The sequence below is a fragment of the Bacillus sp. LBA3-1-1.1 genome, from assembly GCF_040676495.1.
Taxonomy (GTDB): domain Bacteria; phylum Bacillota; class Bacilli; order Bacillales; family Bacillaceae_G; genus Bacillus_A; species Bacillus_A nitratireducens.
In genome coordinates, this window is record NZ_JBEGIB010000015.1 from 1 (window position 1) to 17,849 (window position 17,849).

Genomic DNA, 17,849 nt, shown 5'->3' on the forward strand with positions numbered 1-17,849 from the left:
AAGACAAGCAAGATAAACAAGACAAGCAAGATAAACAAGACAAGCAAGATAAACAAGACAAGCAAGATAAACAGGACAAGCAAGATAAACAGGACGAGGATGAAGACGATAAGCAATTACAATCGGAAAATGTAATAATAGTACCCACAGATTCGCACAGCTTAGATGTATGGGATGAAATTTCGCTAAAAGAAATACAAGCTGGCGAACATACAAGTTTATTTGAAGAAAAAAGCAATTATCAAAACATTAATTTACTCCAAGTAAGCGATATTCGTCTATATTTGGATAAACAGCTACAATTTAGTTCCGTCGATGAGCAAATATATCATGAAGCACTTGTTCACCCGATTATGTCAAAGGTAATAGACCCAAAACGTGTTCTCATATTAGGCGGTGGCGATGGTCTTGCTTTAAGAGAGGTTTTAAAATATGAAACGGTTACCCATGTAGACCTCGTCGACTTAGACGAAGAAATGATTAAGATGGCTCGCAATGTTCCAGAATTAGTTTCTTTAAATCAACAGGCATTTTTTGATGATCGTGCAAATGTACATGTATGTGACGCGAAAGAATTTTTGAAATCTCCTTCCTCTTTATATGATGTAATTATTATTGATTTTCCTGATCCAGCGACAGAAGTATTAAGCACTTTATATACAAGCGAACTCTTTGCCCTTATAGCTACGTTCCTAACAGAGGATGGTGCATTTGTTTGCCAATCTAATTCACCCGCTGATGCACCCCTTGTATATTGGAGTATTGGTAACACAATTGAAAATGCCGGATTAATTGTAAAAAGCTATCATACAATTGTTCCTTCTTTCGGAACTGACTGGGGATTTCATATTGCTGCTAACTCTTCGTATGTACTCGATCAAATTGAACAATTATACGTAGTACCATCCCCTCGAACATTACCTTCTCTTCTTGCTCCTTTATTTCAATTTAAAGAAGAACATTTAGAGCAACGTAACAATGCCGTTTTAAATTCAGAATCGGACCTTACCCTACATCATTGCTATCAACAAGAAATGAAATTTTGATGATATTTTAACAAAGGAGGTACAAGTAGATGGACTATTCTACATTTGGTCGGCATATAATAGTAGATTTATGGGGCGTAGACTTTTCTCTATTAAATGATATTCATTTTTTAGAGCATCATTTAATTGCTGCTGCGAATCGCTCCGGTGCTCATGTTTTAAATGTAAGTAACAAAGAATTCCACCCATATGGAGTGACGGTATTAATTTTATTATCAGAAAGCCATCTCTCTATTCACACTTATCCTGAAAAGGAATTTGCAGCTATTGATTGTTATACTTGTGGCACATCTGTAGATCCTCAAAAAGCTATTGATTCTATAATAAGCGTGTTAAAACCAGACCGTATGCATATAAAAAAATTAATTCGTGGTGTAGGAGAATTCGTTACTATCGATTAGTTATCATCGCTATCCATGAAGAAGGAGGCTTGTTAATGTAAAAATACCATCAGTGGAGCTCCTAACACTCCACTGATGGTACGTACACATACATAGTTTATTCATCTTAATTGATGATTTAATTTTGCTATTTTTCGTTTCCAATATAAAGTCATCATAAACCATATAATGAAGCTCACTTTACCCTTTCATTTTTACATAAACCTGGAAATAACACATGCAATCCTGCGTAAGTGGCCCTCTTATTGTCATAACTGTCTCTTTTAAAAACATAAAAAAACCTTGCATAAGCAAGGTTCATTCAGCTACTGACATCTTCCTATATAATTCTACAAACTCACTCGCCAATTCCTTCACCGTAATTGCGTTCATTAAATGATCTTGTGCATGCACCATCAGCAGGGTAACTTCGGTTTTTCCCCCGGCAGCCTCTTTCTGTATGAGCTCTGTTTGTAAGCGGTGCGCCTCTTGCAATTCATTTAAAGCTTCTTGTAGTTTCGCTTCTGCTTCCTGAAATTCACCGCGCTTTGCGCAATCAATTGCTTCCATTGAACAACTTCTCGCATTACCACCATGCAAAATTAAGTGAAAAGCTTTCGTCTCTATCGTATCCATTTTAGTTCTTTACTCCCCCTTTTCTTCCGCTACTTTTTGTTTATCCCATATCTTTAAGAATGGAAAATAAATAAGAAATGCAAGTGCAAAGTTAACGAGCTGCAAAACAACCCCTGAAATTTTCCCGCCCGATCCTAAATATCCACTAAAAAGAATAGGTGTAGTCCAAGGTACAGCAGCTCCGCTCGGACGTGCAACCCATCCCCATTCCATTGCAAAATAAGAAACAACCGTTAACACGACTGGCACCAATATAAATGGAATAAGTAAAAGTGGGTTCATTACAATCGGCATACCGAAAGTCACCATTTCATTAATATTAAAAATACCTGGCGCAATTGATAATCGTCCGATACTTTTTAATTGCTGACTTCGTGCAAATAATAACATTCCTACAACTAAAGCAAGTGTTGCACCAGAACCGCCCATATAAATCCATAAGTCAAAGAACTGTGCAGTAATCGTATTCGGTACGTCTTGCCCAGCCTGAAAAGCAATTCGATTTTGATCCATTAACGACAACCAAATCGGACTCATTACACCACCAACAATTGCAGCTCCATGAATTCCGCACGCCCAAAGTACATGGACAATGATAACTGCGATTACCGCACCCCAAAGGCTAGCCCCAAGTACACTAAGGGGCTCCTGTAAAAGCTTTCCTATAACATTATGGATGCTACCGAAAGTCGTATGTTCAAAAATTAATCTAATGATCCAAACAACCGTCACAACAATAAAGCCTGGAATAAGCGCAGCAAATGAACGCGTTACTGCTGGCGGAACTGTCTCTGGCATCTTTATAATCATCTTTTTCTGTACAATAAATCGATAAATTTCAGTAGATATAATTGCAATAATCATCGCTACAAACAACCCTTGACTTCCCATTAACGCAGCTGGTATTGCTCCATCTATCAGTATACTTTCTTTCGTACTTGGTACGATATATGCAACTTGAAATGGTGTTGCAAGTAAAAATGTCACAAGTGATAATGCACCAGATGCTAACGAATCTACTTTATAGTATTCACCCAATCTGTAAGCGATTCCAAAAACAGCTATTAAAGACATTATATTAAAAGTAGCCCCCACTGGGTACCCTAATGCTACATTCCAATTCTTTCCGAAGATTCCTGCCATAAAATCATTATACCCGGGTATCGGAAGAGCACTAATGATTAGAAAAAAAGAACCAATAATCAAGAAAGGCATCGTTAAAACAATTCCATCACGAATCGCTTGCAAATGTCTCTGTTCTGCAACCTTTCCTGCCACTGGCATCACATATTTCTCTAAAAACCCTATCATCTATCCCACTCTCCTCATGGTTTCATTGACAAAGCTGCTTGTAAGATAGCTTCTCCATTACAAAGCCCGTAATGGACGGATTGAATTACATCAACAGGTATTCCCTTCTCTTTACATAATTCTTTCATTTTCGGTAATAAATAGCGTACTTGCGGCCCAAGTAAAAGTACATCTGCATCATCAATATGATTTCGTACTTCTGAACCTGATACAGCCCAAATCTTTACCTCTATCCCCCTTGTCTGTGCTGCTTTCTCCATTTTTGTAACTATCAAACTGGAAGACATTCCCGCTGCACAGCAAAGCAAAATATTCATCCCGCTTCCCTCCCCCTTTTTCTACACCTAATTTATAGTGCAGCCCTCGCCACCATTAGGTTACAAATATATATGTCTAGATTTCTAACTGTATGCCGAGCTTAAAAACAAAAATTTCTTGGTTTTCACGCTATTCCATCTATCGCATTTTCCTAGTAAAGACGTCTCTAACTCGCTATAATGATTCAGTATGATTTTTTTATAATCGATAGGAGGGTTTATTTATGAAAGCATATCGCTTTCCACTTATTTTATTATCTTCTATCCTAATTGGTGGTTTCATTGGTTATTTCATGGGTGCCGATGCAGTTGCTTTAAAGCCGCTTGGTGACATTTTCTTAAACTTAATGTTTACGATTGTTGTACCTTTAGTATTCTTTAGCATCGCGTCATCTATTGCTAATATGGATGGATTAAAACGTTTCGGTAAAATTATGTCTAGTATGGCTGGAACTTTCTTATTTACAAGTATTTTAGCTGCTATTTTTATGATTATTATCGTGAAAGTATTCCCGCCAGCACAAGGTGTTGTATTAGAACTAACACAGCCTGATAAAGCTGAAAAAGCAGTTAGTGTTGCTGATCAAATTGTTGGTATCCTAACAGTATCAGACTTTTCAAAGTTACTATCTCGCGAGAACATGTTAGCCCTTATTTTCTTCTCTATCTTAATGGGGATTGCAACCTCAGCAGTTGGTGAAAAAGGGAAACCATTCGCTACATTCTTACAAGCTGGTGCAGAAATTTCAATGAAAGTTGTATCTTTCATTATGTACTACGCTCCAATCGGACTAGCTGCTTACTTCGCAGCATTAGTTGGTGAATTCGGACCGCAACTTCTTGGAACTTACTTCCGAGCAGCAATGGTATACTATCCAGCTTCTCTTATTTACTTCTTTGTATTCTTTACATTCTATGCGTACCTTGCAGGTCGCAAACAAGGTGTACAAGTATTTTGGAAGAACATGGTCTCTCCTACAGTTACATCTCTTGCAACTTGTAGTAGTGCCGCAAGTATTCCAGCTAACTTAGAAGCAACGAAGAAAATGGGTATTTCTTCTGACGTTCGTGAAACAGTTGTCCTTCTTGGGTCTACACTTCATAAAGACGGATCTGTTTTAGGCGGCGTATTAAAAATTGCTTTCTTATTCGGTATTTTCAACATGGAATTCGAAGGACCGAAAACATTGGCAATCGCACTTGTTGTTTCTCTATTAGTAGGAACAGTAATGGGTGCTATTCCGGGCGGAGGTATGATTGGTGAAATGTTAATCGTTTCTCTATACGGATTCCCGCCAGAAGCATTGCCAATTATCGCAGCAATTAGTACAATCATCGATCCTCCTGCAACAGTGTTAAACGTAACAGGAGATAACGCTTGTGCCGTAATGACAGCTCGTCTTGTAGAAGGAAAAAACTGGATTAAAAACAAATTTGCTTAATAAACAGAAAGAGGATGCTCCTAACGAGCATCCTCTTTTTTGTTGTGATACATATATTGGAATAATCGTTGATATATTTGAAGTTGTGATACATATATTTCGAAATAATCCATTCCGCCACAAATTTGTTATAATCTTCACAAATATTCCACATCCATTATCCATTCTCCGTACTATAATCATGTATGGAAAAGGAGATGGACACAATGACTCAAAGCGCACCAGAATTTAAAGTTTTGCAAAGCATTGCATTCCTTGCTGTCGTTTTGCAAAGTTCCTTATTATATACAATGAATCAAGGAAATGTCTTACTCGAGCAATCCCTCGTTATGGGCATGCTATTCAACCTTGCAAAATTTTCAGCACCTGCATTCATATTTATCGTCGGCTTTCACTTAATTCGGCAATATACAAAGCAACTAGCCTACACAGAATATATTTATGAAAAAGCCGCACATTTACTCATTCCTTATTTCTTCTGGTCTATTCTTTACTTATTAACAACAAACGATATGATTACACTACAAAGCGGAATAAAAAGTTTATTACTCGGAACGGCTGCACCTCATCTTTGGTACGTTATTATGATGTTCCAAATTCACTTATTGTTCCCTTTGCTGTGCACACTATTTTATTGGTTTCAAAAACGAACAGAAAATAAAAAAGACATATATAAATATATGACCATCTTTGCCTGTCTATATTTCCTCTTAATGTGGTATTCTTCTCACTACATTTTTAATGGAGAGAAATTGACGAGCTCAACCATTTTACATTATACAGATCGTTCCTTCTTCTTCTACTCATTCTATTTCGTCATGGGAGGAATAGCTGCTGTCGCATTAAAAACTTGGCGTTTATTCGTCATGAAACATATCCCGCTTATAACAATCTTATTCTTTATTTTATTTTTATTTATCAATTATGAGTTATTTAGTTTTTACGGCGTGAGCTCTATTCATTTAACTGTTTCTACTTATTTAAAACCATCTATGTTTCTATATATCGTATGCGAAATTATCATACTATACGTGCTATCTATTACAATTGTACAGCGACGCGGTTTCTTATATAAAGCTTTACGATTTATCGGGAATTACACGTATGGTGCTTATTTAGCTCATTTTTTCTTCTTACAACTATGTACAAAATTTCTTTCTTTATTCACATTGCAAGAAAACACAATAGTATATAGCCTATTACTATTTATACTAACGGCCACAATCTCTATTTCAGCAATGGTCATTTGCAGCATACTACCATTTCATACTTGGATTACAGGGCCTTCCCCTACGACAAATATGAAATGGGCCAAGATTGCCATTCGAAAGAATCATGAAAAAGTATTCAAACCATATCTTTGATATAATAATACCTATATAAGAAAAGAAAGCAGGAGACACCTATGATTAATCAAATCGGACAAATTATGTTATATGTAAATAATCAAAATGAATCAGTACAATTCTGGACAGAAACAGTTGGCTTCCAAATCGTTGCGGAAGAAAATAACGGACAAGGATTTCGCTGGATTGAAATTGCGCCAGCAAAAGAAGCTGGAACAAGCATTGTCCTTCACGATAAAGCGTTAATCGCGAAGATGCAACCTGAATTAAACTTAAATACACCGTCTCTAATGTTCTTCTCTAATAACTTAGATCAACTATATAAAGATCTTTCTGAGAAAAATGTCACAGTTGGACAAGTTGTAGATTTACCTACTGGTAGAGCCTTCAATTTTGCTGATAATGAAAATAATTACTTTGCCGTAATGGAGCGAAAATAAAAAGAAGCTATCCGGAAAAATCGGATAGCTTTTTTCATTTTAAGAAACTTGTTCTGTATTCGTTTCTCTATGCTGTATATGACTCGTAATCCAAGCAATTCCGCCGGCAACAACGAGGTAACATAACAATATTAAAATTTGCATTTGTAATTGCGACCAATCTCCTAAAGAGATAGCATCTTGTAATCCTCTAAGAGAATGAGACATTGGGAGAAACTGTCCGATTTTGCTAAGAACAGCTATGTTTAATTCTCCTGGGAAAGTACCTCCGCTCGTCGCTAATTGCAGGACAAGGAGCGTTACCGCTGCGAACTTCCCAACAAGACCAAATACCGTCACTAACATAAGAATAAATGTCATGAACGTAAAGGAAATAACAATACTTGATAAAACAAAGAGTGGCACACTGGCAACTTCTAATTTCATAATGCCTAGCACAACTACATCTACAAGTAGCGCTTGAATAAGTCCAATTAAATATACCAACCCTAGTTTATTAACAAAATGTACCGTTCCACTTACCTTCATATTTTGTCTACGGCCAAGCGGTAAAATATTCGATGCCATAATTCCGCCAACATAAAATGCAAGTGATAAGAAATATGGTGCAATACCTGAACCGTAGTTAGGAACATCAGAAACTGTTGACTTCACTAATTGAACTGGTTCTGCGAACATCGTATTGCGTGCATCATCATTACGAACATCCGCTATCTTCTCTGCGCCCTCTCCCAATTTCGTGGAAAGTTCTTTCGCACCATCGTCAAGTTTAACAAGTCCGTTCGTTAACTTCTCAGTACCGTTATTTAGCTCCGTTCCACCACTCGCAAGCTGATTTACACCTTCTTGTAGAGAAGTAAATCCATTCCCCCACTTCGCAAATCCATCAGCTAAATTCGAAGTGCCATCTGCTATCTTTTTCGCTCCAGCAGTAGCTTCATTTAACTTAACTCCGAATTTATTCATGCCTTCTTCAACCTTATGCTGACCGTCAGCAAGCTTCTTCGCGCCTTGTGTCAATTGTTGTTGGCTATTATTCAAAGTATTTGTTGCTTTAGCTAATCCATTAGAAGTAGCAACGATTTTTTGAAAAGCAGGATCTTGCTGTGCTTCTGGATGACTTTTCATGTACTCCTCTAATTGCTTCTTCATACTACTTGCCGCATCATCCGCTTTTACTTGTCCCTCAGCAAGTTTCTCACTTCCGTTCACCCATTCATTTGTACCGGCACTTAATTCACTAACTCCTGATTGTAAAGTTTTTTCACCTTGCGTTAGTAACTCCATACCACTATGAAGTGATGTCGCTCCTTGACTTAACTCATTTGCGCCTCCAGTTAAATTAGATTGGCTAGAAGCAAGTTTGTCACTTCCCTCTTTCACTTTCGACGCTCCGTCACTTAAACGATGAATACCATCTGCAAGCTGATTCGCCCCATTTTTTGCATCCATCGTTCCTTTATATAACTTCTCAGCACCATTACTTGCATCACTCAACCCTTGTGCCAAATCTTGAAACTTTGAAAAGACACCTTCTGTATAAGATTTCGTAATACTATTTGAGATTTTTGTTTTCATATTTTCAACAGCTGTCGTTCCAATTTGAGCTGCTACAAAGTTTTTACCTGGATTTACTTTGTACTGCAATTGTGCCGGTTCTGGTTTCTCATCCATAAGTGTACTTACCTTTTTAGAGAAATCTTCCGGAATCGTAACAACCATATAATACTTATCTTCTTTTAACCCTTCATCAGCATTTTTTTCTGATACGAAATGAAAAGCGAGTTCCTTATTCTCTCTTAAATTTTTAACGAAATCGTCTCCTGCATGAATTGTTTTTTCATCCATCGCAGCACCCTTATCTAAATTCACAACCGCAACAGGTAATTTATCTAATCGTCCGTATGGATCCCAATATCCAGCTAAGAAAAATCCTGAATAAATTAAAGGAACGATTAACAAAAAAATTAAAGCGATACGTCCATGTTTATGGTTCCACATCGCCTTCCAATCTTTAAATATAAGTTGAATTCCCTTCATGAAACATACTCCTTCTCCTAATTTAACACCCTTCGAATGGTTTAACAGATTTACTATACACGTCACTTTCCATACTGTATAATACATCTTTAATTATAAATTCATTCCTTTTGGTCTATAGAAAGGAGATTCGAAATGGAACTTCTTCAATTAAAATATTTTCAGACAGTCGCACGATTAGAACATATGACAAAAGCAGCTGAAGAATTGCATATCGCGCAGCCTTCACTCAGCAAAACAATCGCTAGACTAGAAAAGGACTTAGGTGTCCCATTATTTGATCGCCAAGGTCGACAGATTATATTAAACTCTTTCGGAAAAGTATTTTTAAAACGAGTAGAACGTATTTTTCATGAATTAAGTGAAGGGGAACGAGAAATTAAAGATTTAGCTGCATTACAACAAGGCTCTATTACGCTAGCCGTTTCTATTCCGCGAATATTACCAGAACTACTCGGTTCTTTTTTACTAGAACATCCGAATGTTCGATTCCAGCAATTTCTCGCGTCTACTCCTTCTATGAAACGGCAACTAGATAATATGGAAATTGATTTTTGTATCTCTTCTGTACCAATTGAAGGCGAGGAGATCGTTTGGGAACCACTTATTACAGAAGAAATTTTCTTAGTCGTTCCTTCAGGCCATCGGTTATCAAGCCGCGAAAGTATCCATCTGCATGAAGTAAAAGACGAACCGTTCATTAGTATGAACACTGGTTACGGATTTCGGCACTTAACAGATGAATTTTGTAAAGAAGCTGGTTTCACTCCGCATATCGCTTTTGAAGTAGATGAACCAACCGTTATTAGCGATCTTATTAAGCAAGGTCTTGGCATCGCATTTGTCCCAAGTTTAACTTTATTAAAAAACTCCACTTTAGCCTCTAATAAGTTACGTATTATTGAACCTAATTGCGAGCGAACCATCGGCTTAAGTTGGTCGAAGAAACGTTACTTATCAAAAACTGCTCAGCAATTTCGTGAATTCGTGATTGATTACTTCTCCAATATTAGGCCATGAAATTATATCGACGATTTATCAACAAATAAAAGGTGCCATACCCATAGGGTGGCACCTTTTATTTCTTACTCTTATCTAATTCCATTTCAGCTAAAAGTGGTAGTACATTATCGAAAATATGCGTATTGTTATTCTCACCAGTTACATATCCACCATAATATCTACTAAATACATTATCATTTCGGAATGTAGTCATCCGTTCATACAATTCCTTCGCAAACTTTGTATCACCTGTTTGTAATACGTACAAAATTGTTAATCCATAAGATGCTGGTGATTCATAGTTTACAGTTTGTTTTCCCGTTTCTAAGTTATAACGACCGTATAACTTTCCGTCCTCATGGAATTTTTTCTTTATAAATTCCAAATAAGCATCTGATGAAAGACCGCCCAAGCTACGATGATACGCAACGTAGGATTGATCAATAAGACTCACTTCTTTATCGTATGTAAATGTACCATCTTCTTTATACTCTTTCGGAAATGCCCAACCCTCTCTCGGATAATCTGCTAAAAACTGAACAACTTCCTGATACTGCTGTGCAGAAATTTTTCCGTATTTTTTCATATAAGAGAATGCATGAGGATTTATGTAAGATGTTGTTGTAAATTTATTTTGTTTACCTGCATCTGCATCATAATAATCCACGTAATAATTATCTTTTTTATTATAACGAAGTACAGCATTGCTCAATTGATCAGCAAGGTTTTTATAGCGCTCTTCCTTGTACATTTCATAAGCACGATATAATTGTTCAATAATACGAAGATCATCTATAAGTGCATTGGTGGCTGACTGCATTTCTCCCTTTTCAGAGATTTTCCATAAAACGATGTGATCCTTATGTACAAAATTATTTTGAATAACCTTTACTTGTTCATCGAATAGTGACTGATCATCTTTATCGAGCGTATATTGTAACCATAGTCCTGCCGATTCTGATAAAGCTTCACGGCCCTTCGCCTCACCTGTTCCTGCCTTTGTATCTGCTAAACGGTAGGTTGCAAGTGTTCCATTTTCATTTACCATATGCCTTAAAATAAAATGCTCCGTACGGTTTCCTTGTAAAGCCGACCAAAATACAATTCCTCCTAAAGCGATTAAGAGAATAATCCCAATCCCTATATATAAACGTTTCCGCAAACTTTTCACCTCCTTAGTAAGGCTAACCTTAATTTTATCAGAACATACGCGAATATAAAAAAGACAATCCTTTAGATTGTCTTTTTCGCATTACCCCTCACAAACCTCTTTAGAAGGTCTATATAGCGATTCCACAAGTCGATCATATTCACGACGCGTAATTTCTTTATTATATAACTTTAATAATAAATCTCTATGCTCTTTTGAAAATGCCATCTTTTTAATGACTTCAGGATACATAAGACACCCTCCCCATTTCACATAAACTTCTTCAATCACAAAACAGAACTTATGTTCGCATAAAAGATTATAAAATATTCTTCTCTAAAAAACAAACAAAATATTACCTGATATACATTTCTTTATTTTTCGAATATTCAAAACAATATTAACACATTCCCTTTTTTTAATGCATATATATTTTTGGCATTTTATTGAATAAATCTTCCAATTCAATCAGAAAATAATGGCAAAAAAGAAGAGGAGTATACATATGGATACCGTAACATTAGCAAGAGCATTTTTTGGTTCTTCACTAGCATTCCACATTATCTTTGCAACACTTGGAGTCGGACTTTCATTGATGATTTTTATAAGTGAAATACTCTATCACTGGAAGAAAGATTCCGACTATGCCATTATGGCAAAAAGATGGACGAAGGCTTTTGCTATCCTTCTCGGTGTAGCAATTCCAACTGGAACAATTGTTGGTGTACAAATTTCACTTCTTTGGCCTGGTTTCGCCAAAATCGTTGGCCAAGTTATTTCCGTACCGTTTCAAATTGAGATTTTCGCCTTCTTTTTAGAGGCTTTATTCATGTCTATTTATGTATATGCAGCTGATAAATTACCTCCATTTATGAGGTTAATCTCGCTATTTTTCGTTATGATTGGCGCCACTGCATCCGCCGTGCTTATTACATCAGCAAACACATGGATGAATACACCTGCGGGCTTTTCAATGGGGCCAGATGGCTCAGTTTTTAACGTTGATCCGTGGAAAGCTTTCTTTAATCCAAGCTTTGGCACAAGTGCATTCCACGTCGTTATTACAGCTTATGCAGCCGGAGCAGCTGTTATCGCTTCTATCGCTGGATTTAAATTATTAAATAAAAATTTGAGTGCACGTGAAATTGCTTACCATAAAAAAGGATTACTGTTAGGGCTTGTCGTTACATTTATTACAGGTGCTACGATGTGGATTTCAGGACACGAATCTGCTATTGCCTTACATAAACATTCACCCGAAAAGCTAGCATCTGCTGAAGCTTTGTTTGAAACGACATCACACGCTCCTTTATCGATTGGCGGGGTTGTGGATCCTAATACACTTGAACTAAACTATGCACTCGAAATCCCGAACATGCTTAGCTTATTAGTAGGACTAGACCCTAACACTGTTGTAAAAGGTCTAAAGGAATTTCCACAAGAAACATGGCCACCATTTTACACACATACACTGTTCAACTTAATGGTAGGCACCGCTGCCTTTACCTTTGCAGTTGCAGCTATTGCCCTCTTATATTGGTACTTTGTTTACCGAAAAAAAGGAGTAGAGTTACCGAAGTGGCTTCTTTGGGGAGCTGCCGCCTGTGGGCCCGTTATGTTGCTCGGTATTGAATTTGGATGGATTTTTAGTTGTAGTGGTCGTCAGCCATGGACAATTTATGGCATGCAACGCACGGTAGATGCTTCTACACGCGCTGATTTCGTCGGTCCTTTATTTGTTTTATTCATCATTTTATATATTGGACTCGGTATTTTAACAGTCTTTGTACTACGGACATTCTTTAAGAAACATCCGTTAAAGAATGATTTACATCACGAAGGAGGCGATTCTCGTGCATGAGGAAAGCATTGCAATCATCATCTTATGGGCTCTTATTTTCGTATATAGCATACTAGGGTCCATTGATTTTGGAGCTGGTTTTTGGGGCATGGTATATGCTAAACATCCAACGCTCGCTGCCAAGCTTGCTAATCGGTACTTATCACCAACTTGGGAAGTAACAAATACGTTTCTTGTCTTTGTCGTTGTCGCTTTTCTCGGTTTCTTTCCAAAAGCGGCCTTTACCCTTGCAACCGTTATGTTCGTACCCGTTATGTTAATTTTAGTACTCGTTGCGATTCGCAGTACATTTATGGTATTTGCTTACTCCCTGCCAAAGTACCAACACCTTCTTCGGATTATTTCAGGTATTACTGGGCTCTTAATCCCAGCTCTATTAATTACCGTTCTACCCGTTACAGAAGGTGCCTATATTACGATGTCTGAAGGAAAAGAAGTGCTCCTTTACGGAAAGCTTCTTTCTAGTCCTGTTATTTATTGTTATATGCTCTTTGGACTAACTTCGGAACTATTTCTATCATCTCTCTTTCTTGCTGATTTTGCGAGAGAACAAGGTTCAGAAGATGCATATAGAATTTATAGAAGAAATGCCATCATACTTGGTCCGGCAACGCTCGTTACTGCTATTATCGCTCTCGTTGTAATGGACCCTGAAACACACTGGCTTATGCAAGGCTTAATAAAGCAATTCCCATGGTTTACAGTCTCTATCGTTTTATTTGTTATCGGATATTCCTCCCTTTGGTGGACAAATAAGAAGTATGGCACACTAGGATTTCCTCGCATTGCAGTTTTAGCTGTCGTCGCTCAATATGCATTTGCAAGCTACGCTTACGGCGTCGCCCATTTACCATATATCATTTACCCAGATGTAACTGTATTTACGAGCTTTACGACGGTCGAAACATTCTATGCACTTCTTATTCTTTACGCAATCGGAATTGCAATTTTACTACCCGGATTCATTTTCTTCTGGAATTTATTCTTGAAGGATCGAACTTTTTTGAAGGAAAAATAATAAAGTGAAACTTTAATCAGTGGGAGTTTTGTTCATCCCCCACCGATTATTAGCCCGCACCAATCGGGTCTTTACGGGCAGCAGGGCTCCCACCTAACTTCTTTGCTCCAGCCGAATTTTGAGGTGGGAGTCTTACTGCCCGGCAAATAGCGGGATAAACGAGGGGCATTCGTACATAGAATGCCCCTCGTTTATTAGACGTCTATCCTAATAGTTATTACACTACCACTGATACTTGTCCTATAGCTCAAAAAACACATATTCACTCCATTCCATTATATGTCTAGTTCTTCTTATTTCCTGCTGAATATACTACCAATATAAACTTGAGACAAGCTACATTTGTTCAAGGGAAAATAGAAAGGTAGGTTAAATATGAGCATTGAAATATGGATTACTATTATTGTATTCTTCTTAACAATGATTGTTATCTTTTGGCGACCTCGTGGTTTAAATGAGGCGTGGCCGGCAGCAATCGGCGCTGGTATTATCCTCATTACTGGACTTGTATCAAAGCCAGATGTCATGGACATTATAAGTAAAATTGGAGGCGCCTCCATAACGATATTAGCGACCATCGTTATGGCAGTTATATTAGAAAGCTTCGGCTTCTTCCATTGGGCTGCAGCAAAACTCGCAAATTTAGCGAAAGGTTCCGGACATCGCCTATACTGGTATATTCAATTACTATGCTTCCTTATGACTCTTTTATTTAATAATGACGGTAGTATTTTGATTACAACTCCAATTTTAATTCTTCTTCTGAGAAATCTTCAATTAAAGCCTCATCAACAAATTCCTTATTTATTAAGTGGCGCTTTAATCGCTACTGCATCTAGTGCACCAATCGGTGTAAGTAATATCGTAAACTTAATCGCATTAAACATCGTCCATATGACTCTTTATATGCATACTGCTATGATGTTTGTACCTGCAACATTAGGATTATTGTTTATGTCATGGCTCATGTATACAGTTTTAAAGAAAAAACTTCCGAAAAAACTACCTGTTTCTTCATATGATATTGAGGAAATTTTCTTCACGAAAAACTTCCATCCGTTAAAAGGAAAAAATTCTGTTGATACGAAACAAAAACGTACAAAATTCATGTTAAAAGTATTGGGCTTCGTCTTCCTTATGCGCTGTCTTCTATTCGTTGCATCCTTCTTATCGATTCCAATCGAAATTGTTGCCGTACTCGGTTCACTCGTTCTTCTCATCTGGAGATGGTACTACTTACGAACAAACCCTGTCGATATTTTGAAAAAGACACCGTGGCACATTTTAATTTTCGCTTTCTCTATGTATGTAATTATTTACGGGCTTCACAACGCAGGGTTAACAGCGGCACTTGTAAATTGGCTTGAGCCAATTGTAAGTCAACATCTACTCTATGCTAGCTTTGCAATGGGCGGACTCGTTTCCCTCCTCTCTAACGTCTTCAATAATCACCCTGCACTTATGATTGGTACAATCACATTAACAGAAATGGGACTAGACCCAGTTACATTAAAAACTATCTACCTCGCAAACATTATTGGAAGTGACATCGGTTCACTATTATTACCAATCGGTACGCTAGCTTCCCTCATTTGGATGTATATCCTGAAACAAAATAAAATTAAAGTAAAATGGAAAGATTATTTAAGCGTATCTCTCATCGTTATTCCTCTCACTACGGTCGTCACATTATTCCTCTTGTACTATTGGGTACACCTATTCTTCACCTTATAGACAACAGAAGCCCCTTTGCTACCGTCTTAGCAAAGGGGCTTCTTCTATATTTAAGTTAGGTACAGTGTGATCAATCAAGTAAAGAGGTGTAACGTGTTATTGATATAAATGACTACCAGTTTCTTTAAATTCTTCCGCTTTCTCTTTCATTCCTTTTTCAATTGCTTCTGTCGTTTCTAAATCATTTTCTTTCGCATATTCACGAATATCATGTGAAATTCTCATACTACAAAACTTCGGTCCACACATTGAACAGAAATGAGCTGTTTTCGCTCCTTCTGCTGGCAATGTTTCATCATGATACTCCATTGCGCGTTCAGGATCTAAAGATAAATTAAATTGATCGCGCCAACGGAATTCGAAACGCGCTTTTGAAAGTGCATCATCACGCTGATGAGCCGTTTTATGCCCTTTCGCAAGATCAGCCGCATGCGCAGCGATTTTGTACGTAATAACCCCTTCACGAACATCATCTTTATTCGGTAAACCTAAATGTTCTTTCGGAGTTACATAACAAAGCATCGCCGTTCCAAACCAGCCGATCATCGCAGCCCCAATCGCTGATGTAATATGGTCATAACCTGGTGCAATATCTGTCGTTAACGGCCCAAGTGTATAGAACGGCGCGCCCTGACAAATATCAAGTTCTTTCTCCATATTCTCTTTAATTAAATGCATCGGTACATGCCCAGGTCCTTCAATCATAACTTGCACATCATGTTTCCAAGCAATTTTCGTCAATTCACCAAGTGTTTCAAGCTCAGAGAATTGTGCTTCGTCATTTGCATCTGCAATCGAACCTGGACGTAATCCATCTCCAAGAGAGAACGAAACATCGTACTGCTTCATAATTTCACAAATCTCTTCAAAATGAGTATATAAGAAGTTTTCTTTATGATGGAATAAACACCACTGCGCCATAATCGAACCACCACGCGAAACAATACCTGTCATACGCTTTGCAGTAATTGGAATGTAGCGAAGTAATACACCAGCGTGAATCGTAAAGTAATCAACGCCTTGCTCCGCTTGCTCAATTAACGTATCACGATACACTTCCCACGTTAAATCCTCTGCAATTCCGTTTACTTTTTCAAGCGCTTGATAAATGGGCACAGTTCCAACTGGTACAGGAGCATTACGAATAATCCACTCACGTGTTGTATGAATGTTTTTACCTGTAGATAAATCCATAATCGTATCTGCACCCCAGCGAGTCGCCCACGTCATCTTCTCTACTTCTTCTGCAATAGAAGAAGATACGGCAGAGTTTCCGATATTCGCATTTACCTTCACATGGAAATTACGTCCGATAATCATCGGTTCTGCTTCCGGGTGGTTAATATTCGCTGGTAAAATCGCGCGACCTTCCGCGATTTCCTTACGAACAAATTCAGGCTCTACCCCTTCACGAATCGCAACATATTCCATCTCAGACGTAATAACGCCATTACGTGCATAATGCATTTGCGTAACGTTTGCACCTTGCTTTGCTCTAAGCGGCTGGCGATCCATTTGCGGGAAAACAGGTGTATGTTTCGAAGCCACTTTCACGCCGTCATCCTCTGGTTTCACTTCACGTCCTTCGTATGCTTCTACATCTCTGCGCTCAACAATCCAAGAATGACGCGGCGTTGGAATCCCCTTTTCCAGCTCCACTTTATACGCAGGATCCGTATAAGGACCGCTCGTATCATACACACGGATTGGCCGATTTGGGACACCGTTCGTTTCGCTTTGTGCAATCTCGCGCATCGGTACTTTCATACCTTCGCGTGGTCCATCCACATATACTTTCTTACTTCCTGGTAAACTCGATTTCAATTCAATTTGCTCAGCTGAAACAGATTGTTTCATAACTTTTGTTGCCCCCCTGTACGTGACAAAGACGAGATATGGCCAGCGTATGCCAAAATATAAAGAGCCAGGTCCATAAAAAAACAAGGACCTGGCTCATAAAGACATAATTATGTAAAGCCGTTAACTTCCCTACGCTGGTACGAGCCAGATCAGGTCCAAAGGGTTAAGAAGTTCACGCGCTTCTCTCTCAGCCTACGCATACGTTAGGCACCCCTAGTTTATCACTGATTTAATTTTCAATACTTTCCCATCATACACGATAATCT

At 38.0% G+C, this 17,849-nt stretch carries 16 protein-coding genes and 1 riboswitch; of the genes, 9 read left to right on the plus strand and 7 right to left on the minus strand.

The window, feature by feature from the left end:
* Together MRBLBA3_RS14140 and speD are read left to right on the plus strand one after the other, a co-directional pair.
* Nucleotides 1-1,046, plus strand: a 1,046-nt coding sequence (locus MRBLBA3_RS14140) for a polyamine aminopropyltransferase (RefSeq protein ID WP_363381765.1), incomplete at its 5' end; no start/stop codon positions are given.
* A 29-nt stretch (nucleotides 1,047-1,075) separates the two neighbouring features.
* Nucleotides 1,076-1,447 carry an adenosylmethionine decarboxylase gene (gene speD, locus MRBLBA3_RS14145; RefSeq protein ID WP_044738101.1) on the plus strand — a complete coding sequence of 124 codons (372 nt, stop codon included), beginning with the start codon at nucleotides 1,076-1,078 and terminating at the stop codon, nucleotides 1,445-1,447.
* Between the two features lie 297 nt (nucleotides 1,448-1,744).
* Here speD and MRBLBA3_RS14150 read toward each other — a convergent pair whose 3' ends face one another.
* From MRBLBA3_RS14150 to MRBLBA3_RS14160, 3 genes are read right to left on the minus strand one after another with little or no spacing between them, the layout of a single operon-like run.
* A complete protein-coding gene (locus MRBLBA3_RS14150) occupies nucleotides 1,745-2,062 on the minus strand; it encodes a PTS lactose/cellobiose transporter subunit IIA (protein ID WP_363381767.1) in 318 nt (105 codons plus the stop codon).
* A 9-nt stretch (nucleotides 2,063-2,071) separates the two neighbouring features.
* The gene (celB, locus tag MRBLBA3_RS14155; protein WP_363381769.1) at nucleotides 2,072-3,373 is read right to left on the minus strand and encodes a PTS cellobiose transporter subunit IIC; all 1,302 of its coding nucleotides are present in this window, start codon (nucleotides 3,371-3,373) and stop codon (nucleotides 2,072-2,074) included.
* A 14-nt stretch (nucleotides 3,374-3,387) separates the two neighbouring features.
* The gene (locus MRBLBA3_RS14160; protein WP_001023562.1) at nucleotides 3,388-3,690 is read right to left on the minus strand and encodes a PTS sugar transporter subunit IIB; all 303 of its coding nucleotides are present in this window, start codon (nucleotides 3,688-3,690) and stop codon (nucleotides 3,388-3,390) included.
* 224 nt (nucleotides 3,691-3,914) lie between these two features.
* Here MRBLBA3_RS14160 and MRBLBA3_RS14165 point away from each other — a divergent pair, with 224 nt between their 5' ends.
* The 3 genes from MRBLBA3_RS14165 to MRBLBA3_RS14175 all read left to right on the plus strand — a co-directional run bounded on the left by MRBLBA3_RS14165 (nucleotide 3,915) and on the right by MRBLBA3_RS14175 (nucleotide 6,918).
* Entirely contained in the window at nucleotides 3,915-5,132 is a 1,218-nt protein-coding gene (locus MRBLBA3_RS14165) for a dicarboxylate/amino acid:cation symporter (protein ID WP_000649360.1), read from the plus strand.
* A gap of 206 nt (nucleotides 5,133-5,338) precedes the next feature.
* The gene (locus tag MRBLBA3_RS14170; protein ID WP_363381771.1) at nucleotides 5,339-6,496 is read left to right on the plus strand and encodes an acyltransferase; all 1,158 of its coding nucleotides are present in this window, start codon (nucleotides 5,339-5,341) and stop codon (nucleotides 6,494-6,496) included.
* A 41-nt stretch (nucleotides 6,497-6,537) separates the two neighbouring features.
* Nucleotides 6,538-6,918 (plus strand): VOC family protein, encoded by a 381-nt coding sequence (locus MRBLBA3_RS14175; protein ID WP_363381773.1) that lies wholly within the window; start codon nucleotides 6,538-6,540, stop codon nucleotides 6,916-6,918.
* Between the two features lie 39 nt (nucleotides 6,919-6,957).
* Here MRBLBA3_RS14175 and MRBLBA3_RS14180 read toward each other — a convergent pair whose 3' ends face one another.
* Nucleotides 6,958-8,958 carry a YhgE/Pip domain-containing protein gene (locus tag MRBLBA3_RS14180; RefSeq protein WP_363381775.1) on the minus strand — a complete coding sequence of 667 codons (2,001 nt, stop codon included), beginning with the start codon at nucleotides 8,956-8,958 and terminating at the stop codon, nucleotides 6,958-6,960.
* 135 nt (nucleotides 8,959-9,093) lie between these two features.
* On the opposite strand from MRBLBA3_RS14180, the gene MRBLBA3_RS14185 reads away from it, so the two are divergent.
* Complete coding sequence (locus MRBLBA3_RS14185) at nucleotides 9,094-9,978, plus strand: LysR family transcriptional regulator (protein WP_363381777.1); 885 nt, start codon at nucleotides 9,094-9,096, stop codon at nucleotides 9,976-9,978.
* A gap of 58 nt (nucleotides 9,979-10,036) precedes the next feature.
* Here the strand turns inward: MRBLBA3_RS14185 and MRBLBA3_RS14190 are convergent, their stop codons facing one another.
* Both MRBLBA3_RS14190 and MRBLBA3_RS14195 read right to left on the minus strand, forming a co-directional pair.
* Nucleotides 10,037-11,122, minus strand: a complete 1,086-nt coding sequence (locus MRBLBA3_RS14190; protein WP_363381779.1) for a transcriptional regulator — start codon at nucleotides 11,120-11,122, stop codon at nucleotides 10,037-10,039.
* A gap of 90 nt (nucleotides 11,123-11,212) precedes the next feature.
* Nucleotides 11,213-11,362, minus strand: coding sequence for a hypothetical protein (locus MRBLBA3_RS14195; protein WP_000283176.1), 150 nt, complete (start codon nucleotides 11,360-11,362; stop codon nucleotides 11,213-11,215).
* Nucleotides 11,363-11,615: 253 nt separating this feature from the next.
* On the opposite strand from MRBLBA3_RS14195, the gene cydA reads away from it, so the two are divergent.
* The 3 genes from cydA (at nucleotide 11,616) to MRBLBA3_RS14210 (ending at nucleotide 15,723) form a co-directional block, all read left to right on the plus strand.
* On the plus strand, nucleotides 11,616-12,971 hold the full coding sequence (gene cydA / locus MRBLBA3_RS14200; RefSeq protein WP_000381948.1) for a cytochrome ubiquinol oxidase subunit I: 1,356 nt from the start codon (nucleotides 11,616-11,618) through the stop codon (nucleotides 12,969-12,971).
* Nucleotides 12,964-13,989: a cytochrome d ubiquinol oxidase subunit II gene (locus MRBLBA3_RS14205; RefSeq protein ID WP_000544179.1), complete on the plus strand. Its 1,026-nt coding sequence runs from the start codon at nucleotides 12,964-12,966 to the stop codon at nucleotides 13,987-13,989. Before cydA ends, MRBLBA3_RS14205 begins: the two co-directional genes overlap by 8 nt.
* 375 nt (nucleotides 13,990-14,364) lie before the next feature.
* A complete protein-coding gene (locus MRBLBA3_RS14210) occupies nucleotides 14,365-15,723 on the plus strand; it encodes an arsenic transporter (RefSeq protein ID WP_242399483.1) in 1,359 nt (452 codons plus the stop codon).
* Between the two features lie 96 nt (nucleotides 15,724-15,819).
* Here the strand turns inward: MRBLBA3_RS14210 and thiC are convergent, their stop codons facing one another.
* Complete coding sequence (thiC, locus tag MRBLBA3_RS14215) at nucleotides 15,820-17,580, minus strand: phosphomethylpyrimidine synthase ThiC (RefSeq protein ID WP_363381781.1); 1,761 nt, start codon at nucleotides 17,578-17,580, stop codon at nucleotides 15,820-15,822.
* A gap of 112 nt (nucleotides 17,581-17,692) precedes the next feature.
* A riboswitch (TPP riboswitch) is annotated at nucleotides 17,693-17,808 on the minus strand.
* Nucleotides 17,809-17,849: the final 41 nt, after the last annotated feature.

What these genes read in the sequence shown, in the direction of transcription:
- MRBLBA3_RS14165 (WP_000649360.1), top strand. Translation starts at nt 3,915, where the DNA reads ATGAAAGCATATCGCTTTCCACTTATTTTATTATCTTCTATCCTAATT.
- MRBLBA3_RS14175 (WP_363381773.1), top strand. Translation starts at nt 6,538, where the DNA reads ATGATTAATCAAATCGGACAAATTATGTTATATGTAAATAATCAAAAT.
- cydA (WP_000381948.1), top strand. Translation starts at nt 11,616, where the DNA reads ATGGATACCGTAACATTAGCAAGAGCATTTTTTGGTTCTTCACTAGCA.
- celB (WP_363381769.1), bottom strand. Translation starts at nt 3,373, where the DNA reads ATGATAGGGTTTTTAGAGAAATATGTGATGCCAGTGGCAGGAAAGGTT.
- MRBLBA3_RS14180 (WP_363381775.1), bottom strand. Translation starts at nt 8,958, where the DNA reads ATGAAGGGAATTCAACTTATATTTAAAGATTGGAAGGCGATGTGGAAC.
- MRBLBA3_RS14185 (WP_363381777.1), top strand. Translation starts at nt 9,094, where the DNA reads ATGGAACTTCTTCAATTAAAATATTTTCAGACAGTCGCACGATTAGAA.
- MRBLBA3_RS14160 (WP_001023562.1), bottom strand. Translation starts at nt 3,690, where the DNA reads ATGAATATTTTGCTTTGCTGTGCAGCGGGAATGTCTTCCAGTTTGATA.
- MRBLBA3_RS14195 (WP_000283176.1), bottom strand. Translation starts at nt 11,362, where the DNA reads ATGTATCCTGAAGTCATTAAAAAGATGGCATTTTCAAAAGAGCATAGA.
- MRBLBA3_RS14170 (WP_363381771.1), top strand. Translation starts at nt 5,339, where the DNA reads ATGACTCAAAGCGCACCAGAATTTAAAGTTTTGCAAAGCATTGCATTC.
- MRBLBA3_RS14150 (WP_363381767.1), bottom strand. Translation starts at nt 2,062, where the DNA reads ATGGATACGATAGAGACGAAAGCTTTTCACTTAATTTTGCATGGTGGT.
- MRBLBA3_RS14210 (WP_242399483.1), top strand. Translation starts at nt 14,365, where the DNA reads ATGAGCATTGAAATATGGATTACTATTATTGTATTCTTCTTAACAATG.
- thiC (WP_363381781.1), bottom strand. Translation starts at nt 17,580, where the DNA reads ATGAAACAATCTGTTTCAGCTGAGCAAATTGAATTGAAATCGAGTTTA.
- speD (WP_044738101.1), top strand. Translation starts at nt 1,076, where the DNA reads ATGGACTATTCTACATTTGGTCGGCATATAATAGTAGATTTATGGGGC.